This window comes from Bdellovibrio bacteriovorus, assembly GCF_041888015.1.
In the GTDB taxonomy this organism is placed as follows: Bacteria; Bdellovibrionota; Bdellovibrionia; order Bdellovibrionales; family Bdellovibrionaceae; genus Bdellovibrio.
Map to the genome: position 1 here is coordinate 2,093,074 of NZ_CP168968.1, position 15,687 is coordinate 2,108,760.

At 48.1% G+C, this 15,687-nt stretch carries 12 protein-coding genes and 1 tRNA gene; 6 read left to right on the forward strand and 7 right to left on the reverse strand.

Translation table 11 applies throughout. The features are described 5' to 3' along the window. Window positions 1–42: 42 nt before the first annotated feature. Complete coding sequence (locus tag ACES2G_RS10185) at window positions 43–1,212, forward strand: VOC family protein (protein WP_347356702.1); 1,170 nt, start codon at window positions 43–45, stop codon at window positions 1,210–1,212. Window positions 1,213–1,330: 118 nt separating this feature from the next. On the opposite strand, the gene ACES2G_RS10190 is transcribed toward ACES2G_RS10185, so the two are convergent. Further along, the gene (locus ACES2G_RS10190) at window positions 1,331–2,194 is read right to left on the reverse strand and encodes a hypothetical protein (protein ID WP_347356703.1); all 864 of its coding nucleotides are present in this window, start codon (window positions 2,192–2,194) and stop codon (window positions 1,331–1,333) included. A gap of 324 nt (window positions 2,195–2,518) precedes the next feature. Here ACES2G_RS10190 and ACES2G_RS10195 point away from each other — a divergent pair, with 324 nt between their 5' ends. After that, entirely contained in the window at window positions 2,519–2,980 is a 462-nt protein-coding gene (locus tag ACES2G_RS10195) for an ASCH domain-containing protein (RefSeq protein WP_374000091.1), read from the forward strand. Between the two features lie 25 nt (window positions 2,981–3,005). On the opposite strand, the gene ACES2G_RS10200 is transcribed toward ACES2G_RS10195, so the two are convergent. After that, window positions 3,006–3,088, reverse strand: a tRNA-Leu gene (locus tag ACES2G_RS10200). Window positions 3,089–3,650: 562 nt separating this feature from the next. On the opposite strand from ACES2G_RS10200, the gene ACES2G_RS10205 reads away from it, so the two are divergent. From ACES2G_RS10205 to ACES2G_RS10220, 4 genes are all read left to right on the forward strand, one after another. Beyond that, a complete protein-coding gene (locus tag ACES2G_RS10205; RefSeq protein ID WP_347359019.1) occupies window positions 3,651–4,787 on the forward strand; it encodes a YbdK family carboxylate-amine ligase in 1,137 nt (378 codons plus the stop codon). 140 nt (window positions 4,788–4,927) lie between these two features. After that, on the forward strand, window positions 4,928–6,001 hold the full coding sequence (locus ACES2G_RS10210) for a hypothetical protein (protein ID WP_347359018.1): 1,074 nt from the start codon (window positions 4,928–4,930) through the stop codon (window positions 5,999–6,001). Window positions 6,002–6,004: 3 nt separating this feature from the next. Next, complete coding sequence (locus ACES2G_RS10215; RefSeq protein WP_374000092.1) at window positions 6,005–7,027, forward strand: gamma-glutamyl-gamma-aminobutyrate hydrolase family protein; 1,023 nt, start codon at window positions 6,005–6,007, stop codon at window positions 7,025–7,027. An 83-nt stretch (window positions 7,028–7,110) separates the two neighbouring features. Further along, window positions 7,111–8,514 carry an aldehyde dehydrogenase family protein gene (locus tag ACES2G_RS10220; RefSeq protein ID WP_374000093.1) on the forward strand — a complete coding sequence of 468 codons (1,404 nt, stop codon included), beginning with the start codon at window positions 7,111–7,113 and terminating at the stop codon, window positions 8,512–8,514. On the opposite strand, the gene ACES2G_RS10225 is transcribed toward ACES2G_RS10220, so the two are convergent. The 5 genes from ACES2G_RS10225 to ACES2G_RS10245 form a co-directional block, all read right to left on the reverse strand. Continuing rightward, window positions 8,511–10,727, reverse strand: a complete 2,217-nt coding sequence (locus ACES2G_RS10225; protein WP_374000094.1) for a cation:proton antiporter — start codon at window positions 10,725–10,727, stop codon at window positions 8,511–8,513. The two genes, ACES2G_RS10220 and ACES2G_RS10225, sit on opposite strands and share 4 nt — an antisense overlap. A 178-nt stretch (window positions 10,728–10,905) precedes the next feature. Next, complete coding sequence (locus ACES2G_RS10230; RefSeq protein WP_374000095.1) at window positions 10,906–11,583, reverse strand: PA domain-containing protein; 678 nt, start codon at window positions 11,581–11,583, stop codon at window positions 10,906–10,908. Beyond that, a complete protein-coding gene (locus ACES2G_RS10235) occupies window positions 11,574–12,521 on the reverse strand; it encodes a S8 family serine peptidase (protein ID WP_374000096.1) in 948 nt (315 codons plus the stop codon). The genes ACES2G_RS10230 and ACES2G_RS10235 overlap by 10 nt, the downstream gene beginning before the upstream one ends. Before the next feature lie 334 nt (window positions 12,522–12,855). Next, window positions 12,856–13,584, reverse strand: coding sequence for a glycosyltransferase (locus ACES2G_RS10240; RefSeq protein WP_347359013.1), 729 nt, complete (start codon window positions 13,582–13,584; stop codon window positions 12,856–12,858). Further along, the gene (locus ACES2G_RS10245) at window positions 13,584–15,674 is read right to left on the reverse strand and encodes a site-specific recombinase (protein WP_347359012.1); all 2,091 of its coding nucleotides are present in this window, start codon (window positions 15,672–15,674) and stop codon (window positions 13,584–13,586) included. Before ACES2G_RS10245 ends, ACES2G_RS10240 begins: the two co-directional genes overlap by 1 nt. Between the last annotated feature and the right edge of the window lie 13 nt (window positions 15,675–15,687).

The window sequence follows — 15,687 nt, forward strand, 5'->3', positions numbered from 1 at the left end:
ATGTAATTTACAATTACTTATAGGGATGCCAAAACAGCCCCCATGAATGCAATAAAATTTAACTTCGATGATTTTAAGGGCGCTGGCGAGGCGTTTATGAAGACCCTGTGTGCAAAATTGGCCGACGTGGGCATACCTGCCAGGTCCCTCCAAAGCGATCACCTTTGCTTCAGAGTCGGAACTTTGGAAGAATATATCTTTTATAAGTCCGCCCTTTCCAGTCACGGTACAATCTTAACCGAAGTCCCTGTGAACGGAAGACCCATATCCACATTCCGACTGAACTCACCTTTTCAAACAGAGAGCCACGAAATTCCCCTCGTGGAACTCCCTTCCCCCAAACCGGGGACCTCCTACCCTACCGGCTTTGAGCATGCTGAGTTTGTGGTCAAAGAATGCTTCACGTCTTTTCGTTCGAAGTATCCAAATCTCGATTTCATCGAGGCTGGCAATCAAGCCCTTAATCCTGAGCTTTGCCTGAAGCTTGGCCCGGGAATGCAAGCCAAGTTCCATCATCTTTCACTTGAGCGCGTCATCGAACTTGAAGAGGCCAAGATTAAAGACATTATCTTTGATTTTGACGGCACTCTGATCAAATCTCGAGAAAACATTTATGAGATCAATCGAATTGTCTTCTCTCACGCTTTGGGCCGAGACGTGCCACTGCAAGAATCGATTGAGAAATTTCACCCCGAATTTTCAAGACTGTTCGAGGCCTTTGCAATCACCTGCCCTGACAAGCAAAGCGAAGCCCTTTCAAGCTGGGGCCTGGTCGCATCGCGGTTTTCGTATGAACTATTTGACGGAGTTGTAGAGACCCTGGACGGATTGAAAAATCGTGGCTTCCGCCTGCACTTATGGACAGCAAGGGATGAACATTCGGCTCGAAAGATTTTACAAGAACACCGCCTCGAAGAATACTTTTCAACACTGAGCTTCGCTACGGCCATTGACTCAAAACCTCATGCAAACAGCCTTCGTTTTGATTGGCGGCTTGCTGACAAAAACCAAGTCATCATCATTGGCGACAGCACTTCCGATATAATAGGAGCCAAAAACATAGCCGCCATCAGCGGAGCCGCATTGTGGGACCCCTACTCAAAAAGGAGCTCTCTCGTAGCGACAGGCGCCGATCTCTTTTTTGACAAAGTAACCGACTTTAAAGACTGGATTGTGAAATCTACGCAGGAAGAGCACAGATTGTCACCGTAAAGTCCGTATGCGGGCCAGACTGCCCTAAAACGAAATTGTCTAAAAAATAAAACCCGCTGTCTTTTTTAAGGCAGCGGGTTTTTCTTTCTGAGGAAAGCAAGTCCGAAGGTTCTTTGATTTACTGAGGAATACAATCCAAGTTCAGATCAAAACTAAGCGCCTCGGGAAGAGGCTGATCTAGAATGAATTTATGCGTCTTCAGATCAGTGCAAGAGCGGTTGGGTTTGGAGGGCTTAGTCTCCGTGTAAACTGTGGCCCAGCCTCCAAGCTCCACCATTTTGACTGTAGAAGGCAGACTCATAAACTTTCTGGCGTAACCAACCGAAGCCTTGAGGTTTTCTTCCGGAAGAGAGTATGCATTGTTCAAACTGGGCTCCCATTCAAAATGGTGTGCCTTAGACCCATATATTGCGACAGGCGAATAAGTAAAAATTGTCTGTGGGAAGGGAGTTCCCAGAGAGGCCTTATTGAGGTTCAACTCGATTGCTGGAGTCATCACAAGAGTCAAATTGGCATTTAGAAACTTCTTAATCGTGGCTAAGGAGAGACTTTCTAAAGTTGAACCGGAATTGGAGATGTACTTACCGTAGTACAACGAACTGTTGGTTAAGTATCTATCCACAATTTGCAGATCATTACTAAGTTCATCGGTGATCGCCTTGTTTTTTACTCCAATGTTCACCGTCCAGCATTCATCTTGAGACCACTTCGCGTCCCCACCAAACGGTTTATCCAGGAAGACCTGACCGTCCCGATTGATATTCAGTAGGATTGCTTTTTTATCGACTTCACTGCTTGCATTGCCACAGCGAGTTCCCTGAAGCTTGCTGCTTTTTCCATAGGTAATAAGCACATAGCCCTGGTAGGAAGGATCCTGCACCAGATTTTTGAACTGAGCAATTTTCCCGGGTTTTAAATATTCCGCCTGGGCTGAAATAGAAATGAAGAATCCCGCCGCTAAAATAAGTCCTAAGCTTTTCATGAGTCCCCCGTCATGTCATTTGAAGAACATTCTTCGTTTGTGCGGCAGAACCGTAACTGGCACGTGAAAGCGAAGTCAAATTTTACACAGAAAGCCATGTTCTTTGAGTGTCCCCATAAAGTTGCGAAAAAAATGGGACACTTTTTGAATGGGCAAAGCAGCAACAGCTTGGCAAGATCGAGTAAATGCTTCGAAATGCTGGCGCAAAGGACTGATGTGCGCCTGAGGTCTTTGGGATCAGAAAGCCAATGCGAACCTATTCGTTTTAAGTATTAGAGGCATTAGTTTTGTTGTCAGTGTAATTACAAATTGCAATAGTGAGCTATGACCTTAAAAGATTCAGTAAAGCAAATGTGGATAGCGTATCATTCATCGCTTGGTCTGGCAGCTCCAGGTGAACCAATAGCAGATCTATTCTGTGACAACGAAAAAGATGCGAATGAACTGGCCGATCTTGTTAATAAAGGTATCAAGAGAGCAACTGCCAGCGCTCTTTGGTTTTTTGAAAAAACAGGAAGTAAAATACCGAAGTCAGGTGAAATTTTTGTTGTAACGGATTGGGCTGGTAATGCCGTTTGTATTGTAAAAACAATTAAAGTTTCAATTATACCATTTAATGAGATAACTGAAGAGCATGCCTATATTGAAGGTGAAGGAGATCGTTCTCTTGCTTATTGGCGCCGGGTTCACATTATATTTTATAATAATCAGTTTGAAAAAATAGGGCTCAATTTTAACGAGTCGATGCCAATAGTATTCGAGGAATTCGAAAGAGTATTTCCGTAGTTGTAATCAGCTTTTTTATCAAAAATGGTGCGCCGGGGGGGACTTGAACCCCCACGCTCGCGCATACGCCCCTCAAACGTACGTGTCTACCAATTCCACCACCGGCGCGCACCTATAAGAAAATCTAATAGAGGGAAGAAATAATTAATCATTTTCACCCCTCAGAGTCAATAGAATGCACTTAGACCCGGGGTCAGCACCTAGACCTTTTCGTGCCCACATTTTTAGCAAAATTCTTTAACCCGAATATCACCTACCCCTGTCATACCAATAAGAGCACGGACGCTCTTACTAACGGAACAAGAGGACGCTAGGATGGCACCTCGAAGATCCGAGGCCAAGGAAGGCCGAATAAAGTAAAAGGAGAGAACATGACAGACTTACATGACGTAGCAATGTTCTGCCTCTTCTACTCGGGAGTTGTGATGTACGCTCTCTGGATAACGGTGGCAAGAAGCCCCGCCCGAGTTGAGGCAAGAAAACGAAATTACTAAAATTTGATTTGGGCGACTCAGTGAAGGTTTGGTGGTTCCCTTCACACGAGTCCGGGGGGCCGATAAGGCCCCCCCATTTTATTTTTAAATGCTATTTGAGCGCAGCAAGTCATGAAAATCCGACATTTTCACCATTAAAATTTGCCCCACTGGTCATAACTCCCTATGGTGATTTTATGACTAATAAGCCTCAACCCATTCCGTTTGGAAAATCCGACTTATTCTCGCTGGGTGTCGAAGTTGAGCTTCAAATTATACACCCGCAAACTCGCAACCTTTATCCCATCTCTCCGGACATTCTGGAAGAATGGTCGCTGCAAAGCCCTCACCTGAAACCCGAGATCTTCCAGAGCATGCTGGAAATCGACACACCGATCTGCAAAAACGTTCAGGAAGTTGAGCAGGAACTACTGCTGACCAGCCGCGAACTGCTGCGCATCTGCAAAAAACACAACGCCCGCCTGGCGTCCAATGGTACTCACCCGTTCGCGCAATGGCATGATCGTCTTTTTTACCCATCAGATCGCTATGAGTATCTGATTGAACGCAATCAACACATTGCCCGGCGCTTGATGATCTACGGCCTGCATGTGCATCTGGGTATGAAAAATGGCGACCACTGCATCGCCATGATGAACGAATTCCTTTATTACCTGCCTCACATGCTGGCGATGTCAGCAAGCTCTCCCTTCTGGACTGGGCGCGAGACAGGCCTGGCTTCATCACGTATCACCGTCTTTGAGGCGCACCCAGCTGGGGGAACTCCGTGCCGAGTTGAAAACTGGGCCGACTTCGAAACGATTGTGCAGAAGTTAACCCGCAGTAAATCCATCGGGAGCTTCAAGGATATCTGGTGGGACATTCGTCCAAGCCCTAATTATGGCACCCTGGAAATCCGCATCTGTGACGGTGTTCCGGGCATTCTTCAGACCACCCACCTGGTCGCATTTATTCATTTGCTGGCAAGACATATCCAGAAACGTCTGGACATGGGCTACCGCCGTCAGACTCCCGATGACTGGATGATCCGCGAAAATAAATGGCGTGCCTCTCGTCACGGACTGGATTGCGAAGTGCTGATTGATAATGACGGCATGACGAAAAATCTGCGTGAAGATATCAACGATCTTCTCGTCGCGATGAAAGACGATGCCACGGAAATGGGTTATACAGAGTACCTGAAGGACCTTGAGAAAGACCTGCAGAATCCCAGCTATGAAATCCAACGCCAGCTCTATGAGAAAACAGGCGCCCTGGAGGACGTGGTTGACTCACTTTGCGACACTTTCGAAAAGGATCTCGAACTCACCTAATGGCGTGGGCCTTGCTTTTATAAAGCCATATGCAGGGCCCATTTGTCAGATTCTCTATAACGCTTCTTAAGACCGCTCTTGTCACTTTTGTGATCAGTGTGATGCCGTTCAGGGCCTCTGCAGAAAACTTTGACAGCTGTATGGCTCACTCTCTGACGACCTCGTTCCCGCGCATTGCAGAAGGGGAAAAGTCGCAGCTTTTCGTTAAATGCACCACAGAGAAGGCCGCACCTCAACCAGGACAGGCCCGCCCTCGCTATAGCACTGGCGAAATCAAGGCTCTGAGCCAGGCTTTTTCCGCTATCACCGATTGCCTTGAAATTGATCCGCAGTGGCTCTTCCCAAAGTTGATGATGGAAAGTGGATTCCATACTCTGATTCAAAATCCCAACGGAGACGCTGGTATCGGGCAACTGACCGGCAAAGCCATCGCTGATGTGGATCAGGTTCTGCCGACCTATAAAACCATGATCTATCAAAGTTCACGCAAATCCTGCCAATGGCTGAAGGCTCGTACCCAAGCCCGCACAAACTTCTGGAAGCCCCTGCTGAACGAAAGCAAATGCACTTTGATGAACAAGACTTCAAACCCTTTGCGCAATTTGCTGTATGCCGGAATCTTCCACAAACTGAATGAAAAATATGTCGCCGCAGAGTTTGAAAAACGCGGTATTCCGGCCCTTTTGAAGGAAGCCGGCTATCTCTACAATGATCACACGCAAATCAAACGCGTACTAGTGACCTTGGGCTATAATACCGGCGGAGCGGTGGCCGTTAAAAATCTGGAGCAGTTCCTTTTTAGCCGCGTCGACTTCATCCGTCGCAAAAGCCAGGAATTTAATCTGCAACTTTTAGGCAGCCTCGGTTCTGCCGATCGTGCCGCAGCTTTGTCCTATGTGTCCCCTAAAGATTTTGATTTTAAAAAAGGTCTGAAGGACTTCCAGAATCATAAAAAGAATCTGAAAGAACAACTGCAACAGCAGAACCGTCAGTTGACGGACAAACAGGTGGACATTGCGGTTTCAAGGCTGCTTAGAAATGTTTCCGCCTCCCTTTACACCTTCCCTGAATGGCTGCAAGTCTGGCAAAGCCACGGCGGTCCGGGCTATGTTTCCAGCTTAGCCCAAACATCAGTGCAACTTGAAAAGAAATTCGGACGTGCCTGTTCAAACTCTGACAACTATCGGGTGATTGAATCCGCGGAAAGGCAATAACACATGAAAAAATCTTTTTTCCTGTCAATGCTTGCAACATTCATCTTCCACACTGCCGGAGCCAGCACTGAGCTGGTTCGCCTGTATGAATGGTCTCCGGGAAACACGCTGGCTCCCCTGATTCTGCCCGTAAAAACAGGCGAAACACCAGAACAGGCCGCACAAAGATATTTACAGAATCTGGATCGCAATCCTGAATTGATGGAGCTTTTCGAAGGCCGTTTGCCCCAAGTTCGCATGTCCGGCTTTAAGCCTTTGGAGGAAAGCAACCGCGAGGCACGCGCGCTTTTAATTGCCAACCTGCCAAAAGACTACACTCGCAATTCGCAACGTGTGGAGAACTTCCAGAAGATTTTCGCTAAAGGAAAACACAGTTCTTACATTCTGCCGATCAACGCCAATCTGGGGCTTTCGCAAAGTGAAACCCGCGATCTGCTGACCCAGATTTCAGAAAAATTTCCTTTCATGGTGGCGATGGGTGGAGATGACGTCGAACCCTCCACTTACAAGAAACAAAACACTCATTCCCGCAACACCATTCCCGCTCGCGATTTGTTTGAGATCGAACTGATCAAGTCTTATGTTACCCGCGAAAAAGGCTTCCTGCTGGGGGTCTGCCGCGGCTCGCAGATTTCATCTGTGGCGTTGGGCTATAAACTGATTCAGGATGTTCCCTTCCATGTCGGCACCGAAGTCAGCCACGGTAATGACTGGCACGAGATCGAACTGAAGCCGACCAAAAACAACATCCTGGCATCTTTACTGGGGCAAGGTCAGACCAGGATGACGGTGAATTCCCTGCATCATCAGTCCGTAGTATTCAAAGAAGGCGGCCCCTTGCAACTGGCAGCCCATGGCCATGATGGCGTCACCGAAGCCACTGAGTTTAAAAATGGCCGAGGCTTGCTGTTACAATTCCATCCCGAACTTATGAATAACGAGTTGGGGTCCAAGATCCTGTGGCGCGTGCTTAAACAAAAGAACGTGGTTATGCCGGGCCGCTGTGGGAAGGTCTTCTCTTTCTAGGACCTGGAAACGTCCCTAGAGGTTTTCTGAGCCATTGCCAACATAAACATTGCCTCCTTTTCACAGTGTTCTAACATAGGGCTATGTTGGAACAGATCTTTCTTCATCAAAAGCAGTTCGCACTGAAGCTTCGCAGTGAATCCATTGAGACCCGCATCCAAAGCCTGGATGCGCTGGAAAAGGCCATCGAAAGCCATCAGGCTGACATCATCGATTCCCTGAAAAAAGACTTCAACAAACCTGAAGCTGAAACTTTGCTTTCTGAAATTTATCCGGTTCTAAAGGAACTCCATTTTACTCGCAAAAACCTTAAAAAATGGTCCCGCCCCCGCAAGGTAAAAACACCCCTGACCTTGTGTGGCAGTCAAAGTTTTATCCAGTCGGAAGCCCGTGGCGTCTGCCTTTTGGTTGGCCCCTGGAACTATCCCTTCCAACTGGTCTTTCTGCCTTTGATTTCCGCCATTGCGGCAGGAAACTGCGCCATCGTGAAACCGTCCGAACTGACTCGGCATACAAGTTCTGTGATCAAGAAAATTGCTGAAGCTGCTTTTTCCACTGAACACGTCTTTGTAGCGGAAGGTGGTGCGGAAACAACTCAGGAACTTTTGAAGTTCCCATTTGATCATATCTTCTTCACAGGCAGCACCCGTGTGGGAAAAATCATCATGGAAGCAGCCGCCAAACACCTTAGCAGCGTGACTCTGGAACTGGGTGGAAAGTCTCCAACCATCATTGATGCCACTGCCGATCTGCCGTTGGCCGCCGAAAAAGTCGCCTGGGCTAAATTCATCAATGCAGGACAGACCTGCGTGGCTCCGGATTATTTGTTCGTGCATGAAACAGTGGCTTCCGCATTCAGGAAACATCTTATCAATGCCATTCAGAGCTTTTACGGCTCCACACATGAACAGATCCAAGGCAGTCCGGATCTGGCGCGTATGGTATCTTTAAATCACACTCAACGCCTGAAAGACCTGATTGATGATGCCGTTTCCAAAAAAGCGGAAATCTCTTTCGGAGGTCTTTGTCTGCCGGAAAAGCATTACTGCAGTCCCACTTTATTGGAAAAAGTCGACCCTCATGCTTTGGTGATGCAAGAGGAAATCTTTGGCCCCATTCTTCCCATGATGACGTTTAAAGAGATCTCGGAAGTTATTCATTTCATCAATGAACGCCCTAAACCTTTGGCTTTGTATTTCTACTCTCACAGTCAGATGAACACCGAAAGAATTCTGAAAGAAACCAGTTCGGGTGGTCTGGTCTTTAATGATTCTGTGATCCATTTCGTGAATCCCCACCTGCCGTTTGGTGGCGTGAATCACAGCGGGCTGGGACACTATCACGGCCTGCATGGCTTCCAGGCCTTTTCACACGCCAAGGCCGTCCTTAAACAATCCTTCTTTGGAAAGATGCTTAAGATTATGTACCCGCCTTATACAAACTTTAAAATGGCGGCACTAAAGAAACTATTGCACTGGCGTCTTTAGTTCAGTTCCAGAATCTTATCGCGATCACCAACGATCCATAGAATGTCTCCACGACATAATGTTTCGCTGGAGTCTGGATTTAATATACGGCCCCCTTCGCGCTCAATGCCCACAACAAGACCGTGGGTCATTTCACGCAGGCCGCATTCCCGAATAGTTTTATTCAAGAACGGAGATTTTTCCGTCAGCAGGTACTGCTCAAGACTGTATTCCGCCTCGGCATCAGCCGACTGCACAGGCAACTCGGCCTCGACAAAACCTTTAAACTGAATCAACTGGGCATCGGTCCCAATCACGAAAACGTGATCGTGCGGCATCAAACATTCCGTCCGCCCTGGAGCGGTTACCCGCCTACGGCCCCGCTCAATCAAAGCAATCGTCACTCCGTACTTTTCTCTTATAGAAAGTTGATGCAAGGGAACTCCCACATAAGGAGCCTCCGGAGGAATCTGGAATTCAGTAATATGCGCATCCCATGGCGCCAGTGCCCGGTCGTTTTTTCGGGCATGATTTTTTTGAACCTCGTCGTTGAGGTTTGTCAGGAATCGGCGTTCAAACCACAGATAGATATCCTGAAGCTTTTGCGACAGGACGTATCCAACAACGACAACCATCCAAAGGGTGATCGCGATGGCCCACATAAGCGGCACAAACTGCGCGACCATGGCCCCCAAGAGCCCCACTGCCAACATGATCCGAGACACCAGGAAGACATAGTTATGACTGCCCTTCCCCTGCCCGACCATCAAAGCTTCAAACTGCTTGGTGCGTCCGAAGGCCAGCGCCCATAAAAACGGCGCGCTGAGAATCAGAGTCGCACTTAAAGTGATAAACTTTGCCGGACCTTCAGCAATCTGACGTTCCAAAAGAAACGGCAAGAATACGCGGGCCATGGTCAGAAAGACCGCAACAACAACAACTGCATTCAAAAGAACTTTCAGAATATAAGCGCGAACCTGATCCCGCCATTCCCTGTTCGCTGCCATGGAAAACGAGATCACACTGTAGCTGTCCAAAGACTGAATCACTTTTGGAGGCAGGACCTTTTCCAGCCAACCATAAACCTTTTCAGCAGAGCGAGCCATGTAAGGCGTCGTAAAGGCCGTCATCACAGAAACTGCCACAGCAATCGGATAGATCTTTTCACTGATCACTTTAAGACTTAGCCCCAAAGTGGCAATAATGAACGAAAACTCCCCGATCTGCGCCAGACTCATTCCCGACTGAACAGAGGACTTCAACGTCTGTCCGGATAAGACCGACCCTAAAGTGACACTTAAGGTTTTACCCACAACCACGACTGCAGACAGCAGCAGAACTTCTTTCCAGTAAGTGGAAATAATCACCGGATCAATCAACATCCCAACAGAAATAAAGAACACGGCCGAGAAAAGATTTTTGATCGGCGCAATCAGATGGTGAATGCGCTCACCTTCAATGGTTTCCGCAAGGATAGATCCGGTGATGAAGGCCCCTAATGCGGAAGAAAACCCAACATTGCTGGCAAAGACCACCATCATCAGGCAAAGCCCGACGGCCACGACCAAAACAGTTTCTTCAGACAACAACTTTTGCGTCCGCTTTAAGAAACTTGGTAACAGGAAGATCCCGGCCACAAACCAGATCGACAGGAAGAAGGCCAACTTCAAAACGGCCCCTAACATCTCGCCCCCCGAGAAGTCCCGGGTCAAGGCCACCGTGGTCAGCAAAACCATCAAAAGAACGGCCACAAGATCTTCGATGACCAGAACCCCGAAGACCATGCCGACGAATTTCATATTTTTGAAACCCAGCTCTTCCACCGTGCGGATAATAATGGACGTCGAAGAAATGGATAAGATCCCCCCCAGGAACAAACTGTCCATCGTGGACCAGCCCAAAATCTGACCGGTTGTGTATCCGAATAAAATCATCAGCGAGACTTCAAATAAAGCCGTAAAGCTGGCCGATCCCCCCACGCGAAGCAGCTTTTTAAAGCTGAACTCCAAACCCAATGCAAAAAGAAGGAAGATCACCCCGATCTCGGCCCACAGATTGATGCTTGCGACCCCAATAACAGTCGGGAAAATGGAAGTTTTAGGCCCCACCAGAAAACCTGCGACCAAGTATCCAAGAACAATAGGTTGATTAAGTCTTTTAAAAAGAAGAGTGACTAAGCCCGCTGTTCCAAGGATCAGGGCAAGGTCATGAATCATGGCGGGTAAATGCTGCATACATTAACTATGCGCCTACTTCCCACCAAAAGGTACCTGCTTACTTTTGCAGAAGCAGTGCGTTGGCGCGGCGTTTCTGCAAAAGTAAGCAGGTACCTTTTTCGGGTGTGGCTCCAAAACAAAACGGCCTCCTGTTTCCAGGAAGCCGTTTCTTTTAAGTCACATTTTTTCGAGCGAATTACTTCGCGTCGATGGCAGCTTGAACAGCCGCTTCTGCATTTACGATACCAGCGCCAAGCTCGTTAGCAGAGTTTGGAGAAAGTGGCGTTGCAGTACGCTTCAAGATTTCTTTTACTTGAGCGCCAGTCAAAGCTTTGTTCGCAGCTTTCATCAAAGCAACCACACCAGATACGTGAGGAGTCGCCATGGAAGTACCGTCGAACGCAGAGTAGTCAGTTGCTACAGTTTGCAGAGTCGCAGTTACTTGTTTGCCCGTGCCGATAACACGCAACAACTCTTGACCAACAGTTTGTTCAATCATGAACACGCCGATTGGAAGAACAGAACCATCATCAGTCAAAGCACCTTGGATCAAACCAGGAGCGTTGTTGTAGATGATCGCGCCCGCTGCACCCGCTTTGATAGCGTTTTCAACTTTTTCAGAGAAGTTGATTTCGCCACGAGAGATCAAAGCGTATTTGCCTTTAACATCCACTTTCGCGAAGTCTTCAACTTTACCCAAACCAGCTGGAACCAATACGTTCGTCTCTGGAGTCAAAATTTCTTTCGCGCCTTGGAATGTAGAAGAAGCTACTTTTACATCTTTCTGACCGTTAGAAACCGCAACAGAAGACTCACGACCTGTGCCCATTGGTACGGAAGAAACAACCGCAACACCCGGAGCAACTACAGCCAATTCTGGACCGTATTGAGAGAAGTCAGCTTTTTCAAGCTGCTGTCAACTGCACCAACTGCGATAACAGTTGGAAGAGCCGCTGGGTAAGAAACACGGTTAGTACCGTTGTTACCAGAAGCTGCTACAACAGTGATACCTGCACGGTCAGCTGCTGCTACTGCGTTTCTTTCAGCCGGAGTGGACCAAGCACCACCCAAAGACATGGAGATCACATCCACTTTTTCCTGGATACCCCAGTTGATACCTTGAGCGATCGCTACGTTAGAGCAACCTTGCTCAGAGCACACGCGACCTGCAAGGATCTTAGCTTTTGGAGCAACACCAGTGAAACCAGTTTTATCCAAAGCACCTGCGATTGTACCAGCTACGTGGGTACCGTGACCAACGTGGTCAGTGTAATCAGAACCATCACTTGCGTCAGTGAAGTCTTTACCTGCTTCGAAGTTAGCTTTCAAAGATGGGTGAGCTGCATCGATACCAGTGTCCAAAACTAGAACACGTGCACCGAAACCGCGCTTAGCTTTAGACCAAGCTTCAGTCGCTTTAACTGCATGGATACCCCATGGAGTTTTTTGACCCAATTTTTGGGATTGTTGTCTTTGACCCAGGAAACCTTTAACTGGAGCTGGTGCATCGTGGAAGATTTCCTTCTCAACGTATGCCACTGCAGGATTTGCTTTCAGTTTTTCAACTTGAGCATCGCTGGAAGTGTTAACAATAAGTGTATTCAAGTTAGCAAGACTGTCTTCCAATTGACCTACAGCTTGAGACTGAACACCCAAGTCGATCCCTTTAGCTGCATAAGACCCCTTCATCTTATAAGCCATGTGGGCTTTGTTGAAAGACGCTTGGTCCTTCATGATCACGAGTACGCGCTCTGCTTGAGCTGATGTCGCGAACAACACCGAAACGATGAGTGCAAACACGTTGAGTTTCATTAAAATCCCCCCATATCCATGGACTTCAACTATTGAAGTCCTCTATGGGTAGGCACTTCATTTCAGCTTGAAAGATTTATCAAGTACTCTTTTGGAACCACTTGCACTTTTTTTTCGAGCCGAAAAAGTGAAAAAATCTGTCATGGCACCCGTAGTTCCAAAGTGGAACCCCAGTTCAATTTTAGGACCACAGCAGCCTTTACTATTAGTTTAGCTTATAGATGCCATCATTTATTTGCAGATGAGCTGCCTAATATTAAATCAGAGTAAATGACTCGTAGCGCCGTCATTTTTTTGCTCCTGAGCAGTTATTGAGCATAAAAGCAGAAAAGACTTATCTGATGTTCCGCAAATTTCGGCGCATTTTCCGTACGGCAAAAAGCATTTCCAAGCTGTCTCGCACGATGTGAACGCGCGAAGAGTCCTTGTGCTGCCAGCGAATCGGCACTTCCAGCACCTTTCTGCGAAATCTCTCCGTGTAAAGAATCAACTCCACATCCCAGGCAAATCGTTCTACCGACAAATGAGGCAGAATTTTCTGACGAAAGCCTTCGTCATTGCGAACAAACTTAAAACCACATTGCGTGTCTTTATAAGGCAGTCCCACAAACAAGCGCAGGATCTTATTAAAGGTCTTCCCCATTGTCTGACGAAGCCAATGTTGCCGAACCTCGATCTGACTTTGCGGCAGGGCTCGCGAACCCATGATCAAATCCGCCTGATCCATAAATGTCTGGAACTTTCGCAGCTCTTCCCACGGCGTCGCCATATCCGCATCCGCCACCAACACCCACGGCGCCCGAGCCTCAATCAGACCTTTTTTTACTGCGGCGCCTTTGCCTCTGTTTTCAGAAAATCCGAGAACTTTCAGCAAACTCCAGTCTTGAGAGATCTCTTCCACCACACGTCGTGTGTCATCACCAGAACCATCGTCCACCACCAGTACTTCAACAACATTCACAGGCAGGGCTTCGGTCAGACAAAGACTCTTCAAAGCCTGCAAGGTTTCCGGCAGGCGAAGAGCTTCATTATAAGCGGGAATAACAACAGAAATATCCATCATCAGTGACCGTGGCCTCCACTGGATGATTTGGGAACATTTGCCCCGACCGGAAGGAAGAAGCTAAGAGGGCTTGAGAAGAAACGTTTCACCACCGCCTGACGAATCGCTTTTCGTTGCGGAGGCTGAACCCCACGGGCCTTGATTGCCACCCATAAAGCCAGACCAAAACTGATCAGAACGTTGAAGGCTCCGATAAAGAAGATACCAATCGCAGATCTCCAGAAATCCCACGTCTTCATGAAATCAAGCCCCAGAACCGGCAATGCGCCCCCCAAAGTTCCGGACGATAAGGTCACGTGGCGAACATCCAAGGGAATACCCATGAATTTCAAAATCTCAGGTGTCATACCCAGCATGACCCCCAAAGAGATATTCCCCGCCAAACCTGAAATATTGTTCTCAAAGAAGACGGCAATGCGGCGAGCCCCAGGTTTGCCAAAAACAGCTCTGAGAGTCGGACTGCGGGACAGGGTTTTACGCAGAGAATTCAAAGCAAACCAGTTATCACTCCAACCGGAAACCAAACTGGACAGCCATAATAAGACTCCGGTGAAGCCCGCATAAAAGACTGCGGGCCCCAGAATATCCACGGACTTAAAGGCATACTGCGCCTTTTCCACCGACATCAGATGACCGCCAAAAAGAAGATTGAAAATAGCATCAATCAGAATCACACAAGGAACCACAAACATCACGTTACCGGCAATAGCCGCCACCTGAGATCTGATCAGATGAGTGATATCCGTCACCAGTTCATTCATCCCCTTCTCACTGTCCACATCCTGCATCTTGGCCGCCAAAGCCGGAGCCGTCATCGCCGGCTGCTTGGTGCCCAGAGTGAATCCCGCAAGGTGGATCGCCACGAAGCTCAGCGAATAATTCAAAGAGGCCAGGAACCCCTCCATAAAGCCCGAAAGCCCCAGTGCCAGAATTCCGATTTTGAGATAAACCGTCAATGCCGTCAGAGCTCCGCCGCCACCGGCTGCCTGAAGCATGCGTCGATACTCGTCTTTGGTGCGCGTAATGTAATGCTCACCCGTTTCCGCCGCACGCTCGACCACTTTGCGCGCCAGCAAGGAAATGTTCTGGGACAACAAGGAAGAAATACTGCGCAGATCCTGATTTTCCTCAACCAGCTTGGACAGGAAACTTGTCACCTTCTTGGCGTCCAGGCGCTCATTCAAAAGAATTTCAAGCAGACTGTCGATACGCTGCAAATAGGTTCGCAAGCGTGCCATCTGGAAGACCAGATCCACGCTGACTCCGTACTCGTCCAGATGCTTGTGGACCTGCGCCAGCTCCCGACGACACTCCCACACGATCATGCGGAAGCGGGAAGCCTTTTCCAGCGTCAGGTTGCGATCACCGGTATGATAGGCATTCACGAACTCTTCCAGACCTCGTACCAGCGCAAAGAATGCAGAATCACGGAAGTTCGGTTTATCCAAACGATAGCGAATGGCCGGCCCCAAGCCAATGGCCCGGACCTGAATCACCAGATATACCAACGCATCTTCCAGATCGATATTAAAGCGGTTCCAATCCTGCTCATCGCTGCCCACTTCGTAGTGGAAAAGTTCAACCAGCTTATCAAATGTCACATTGTCGATGGAAGAAATCCAAAGAGGGTCTTCTTTCTCAGGAAACAAAGCCCAGAATAAATATCCCAACTCATGATCTAACGGTGGTGTCGGAAGAACTTTCATCATCAAACGATCCGATAGTTCACTCCACAAACCCAACTCGCGCGGAAGTCCGGTTTCAGTGTAAAGCTCCAGACCACTGACCTCACGAACCACGGTTCGCAAAATTATGGCGACTTCTTTTTTCCAGCTTGGGTTGCGATCCAGAACCATCAAAAGATAACGCAAGCGCGCCACTGGCAGACGCCCGGTTTCTTTTTCGATATGGGCGTCCACCGCCCCTTCATAGCGGACCCATTGCAGCAAGCGCACCAACCACTGCAGACGATCCTCAAGCTGCTTCTGTTCCTGAGCCGAGCCCAACAGGACATCCAGGTCACTATGAACCTGGCCACTTTTCTTGTATTGAACGAACCGATTTCTGAACTCTCTAAGTTTTCTAAACATGTAAAAAGTTTAT

What these genes read in the sequence shown, in the direction of transcription:
- ACES2G_RS10190 (WP_347356703.1), bottom strand. Translation starts at nt 2,194, where the DNA reads ATGAAAAGCTTAGGACTTATTTTAGCGGCGGGATTCTTCATTTCTATT.
- ACES2G_RS10210 (WP_347359018.1), top strand. Translation starts at nt 4,928, where the DNA reads ATGGCTCACTCTCTGACGACCTCGTTCCCGCGCATTGCAGAAGGGGAA.
- ACES2G_RS10205 (WP_347359019.1), top strand. Translation starts at nt 3,651, where the DNA reads ATGACTAATAAGCCTCAACCCATTCCGTTTGGAAAATCCGACTTATTC.
- ACES2G_RS10245 (WP_347359012.1), bottom strand. Translation starts at nt 15,674, where the DNA reads ATGTTTAGAAAACTTAGAGAGTTCAGAAATCGGTTCGTTCAATACAAG.
- ACES2G_RS10195 (WP_374000091.1), top strand. Translation starts at nt 2,519, where the DNA reads ATGACCTTAAAAGATTCAGTAAAGCAAATGTGGATAGCGTATCATTCA.
- ACES2G_RS10225 (WP_374000094.1), bottom strand. Translation starts at nt 10,727, where the DNA reads ATGCAGCATTTACCCGCCATGATTCATGACCTTGCCCTGATCCTTGGA.
- ACES2G_RS10240 (WP_347359013.1), bottom strand. Translation starts at nt 13,584, where the DNA reads ATGATGGATATTTCTGTTGTTATTCCCGCTTATAATGAAGCTCTTCGC.
- ACES2G_RS10235 (WP_374000096.1), bottom strand. Translation starts at nt 12,521, where the DNA reads ATGAAACTCAACGTGTTTGCACTCATCGTTTCGGTGTTGTTCGCGACA.
- ACES2G_RS10185 (WP_347356702.1), top strand. Translation starts at nt 43, where the DNA reads ATGAATGCAATAAAATTTAACTTCGATGATTTTAAGGGCGCTGGCGAG.
- ACES2G_RS10220 (WP_374000093.1), top strand. Translation starts at nt 7,111, where the DNA reads ATGTTGGAACAGATCTTTCTTCATCAAAAGCAGTTCGCACTGAAGCTT.
- ACES2G_RS10215 (WP_374000092.1), top strand. Translation starts at nt 6,005, where the DNA reads ATGAAAAAATCTTTTTTCCTGTCAATGCTTGCAACATTCATCTTCCAC.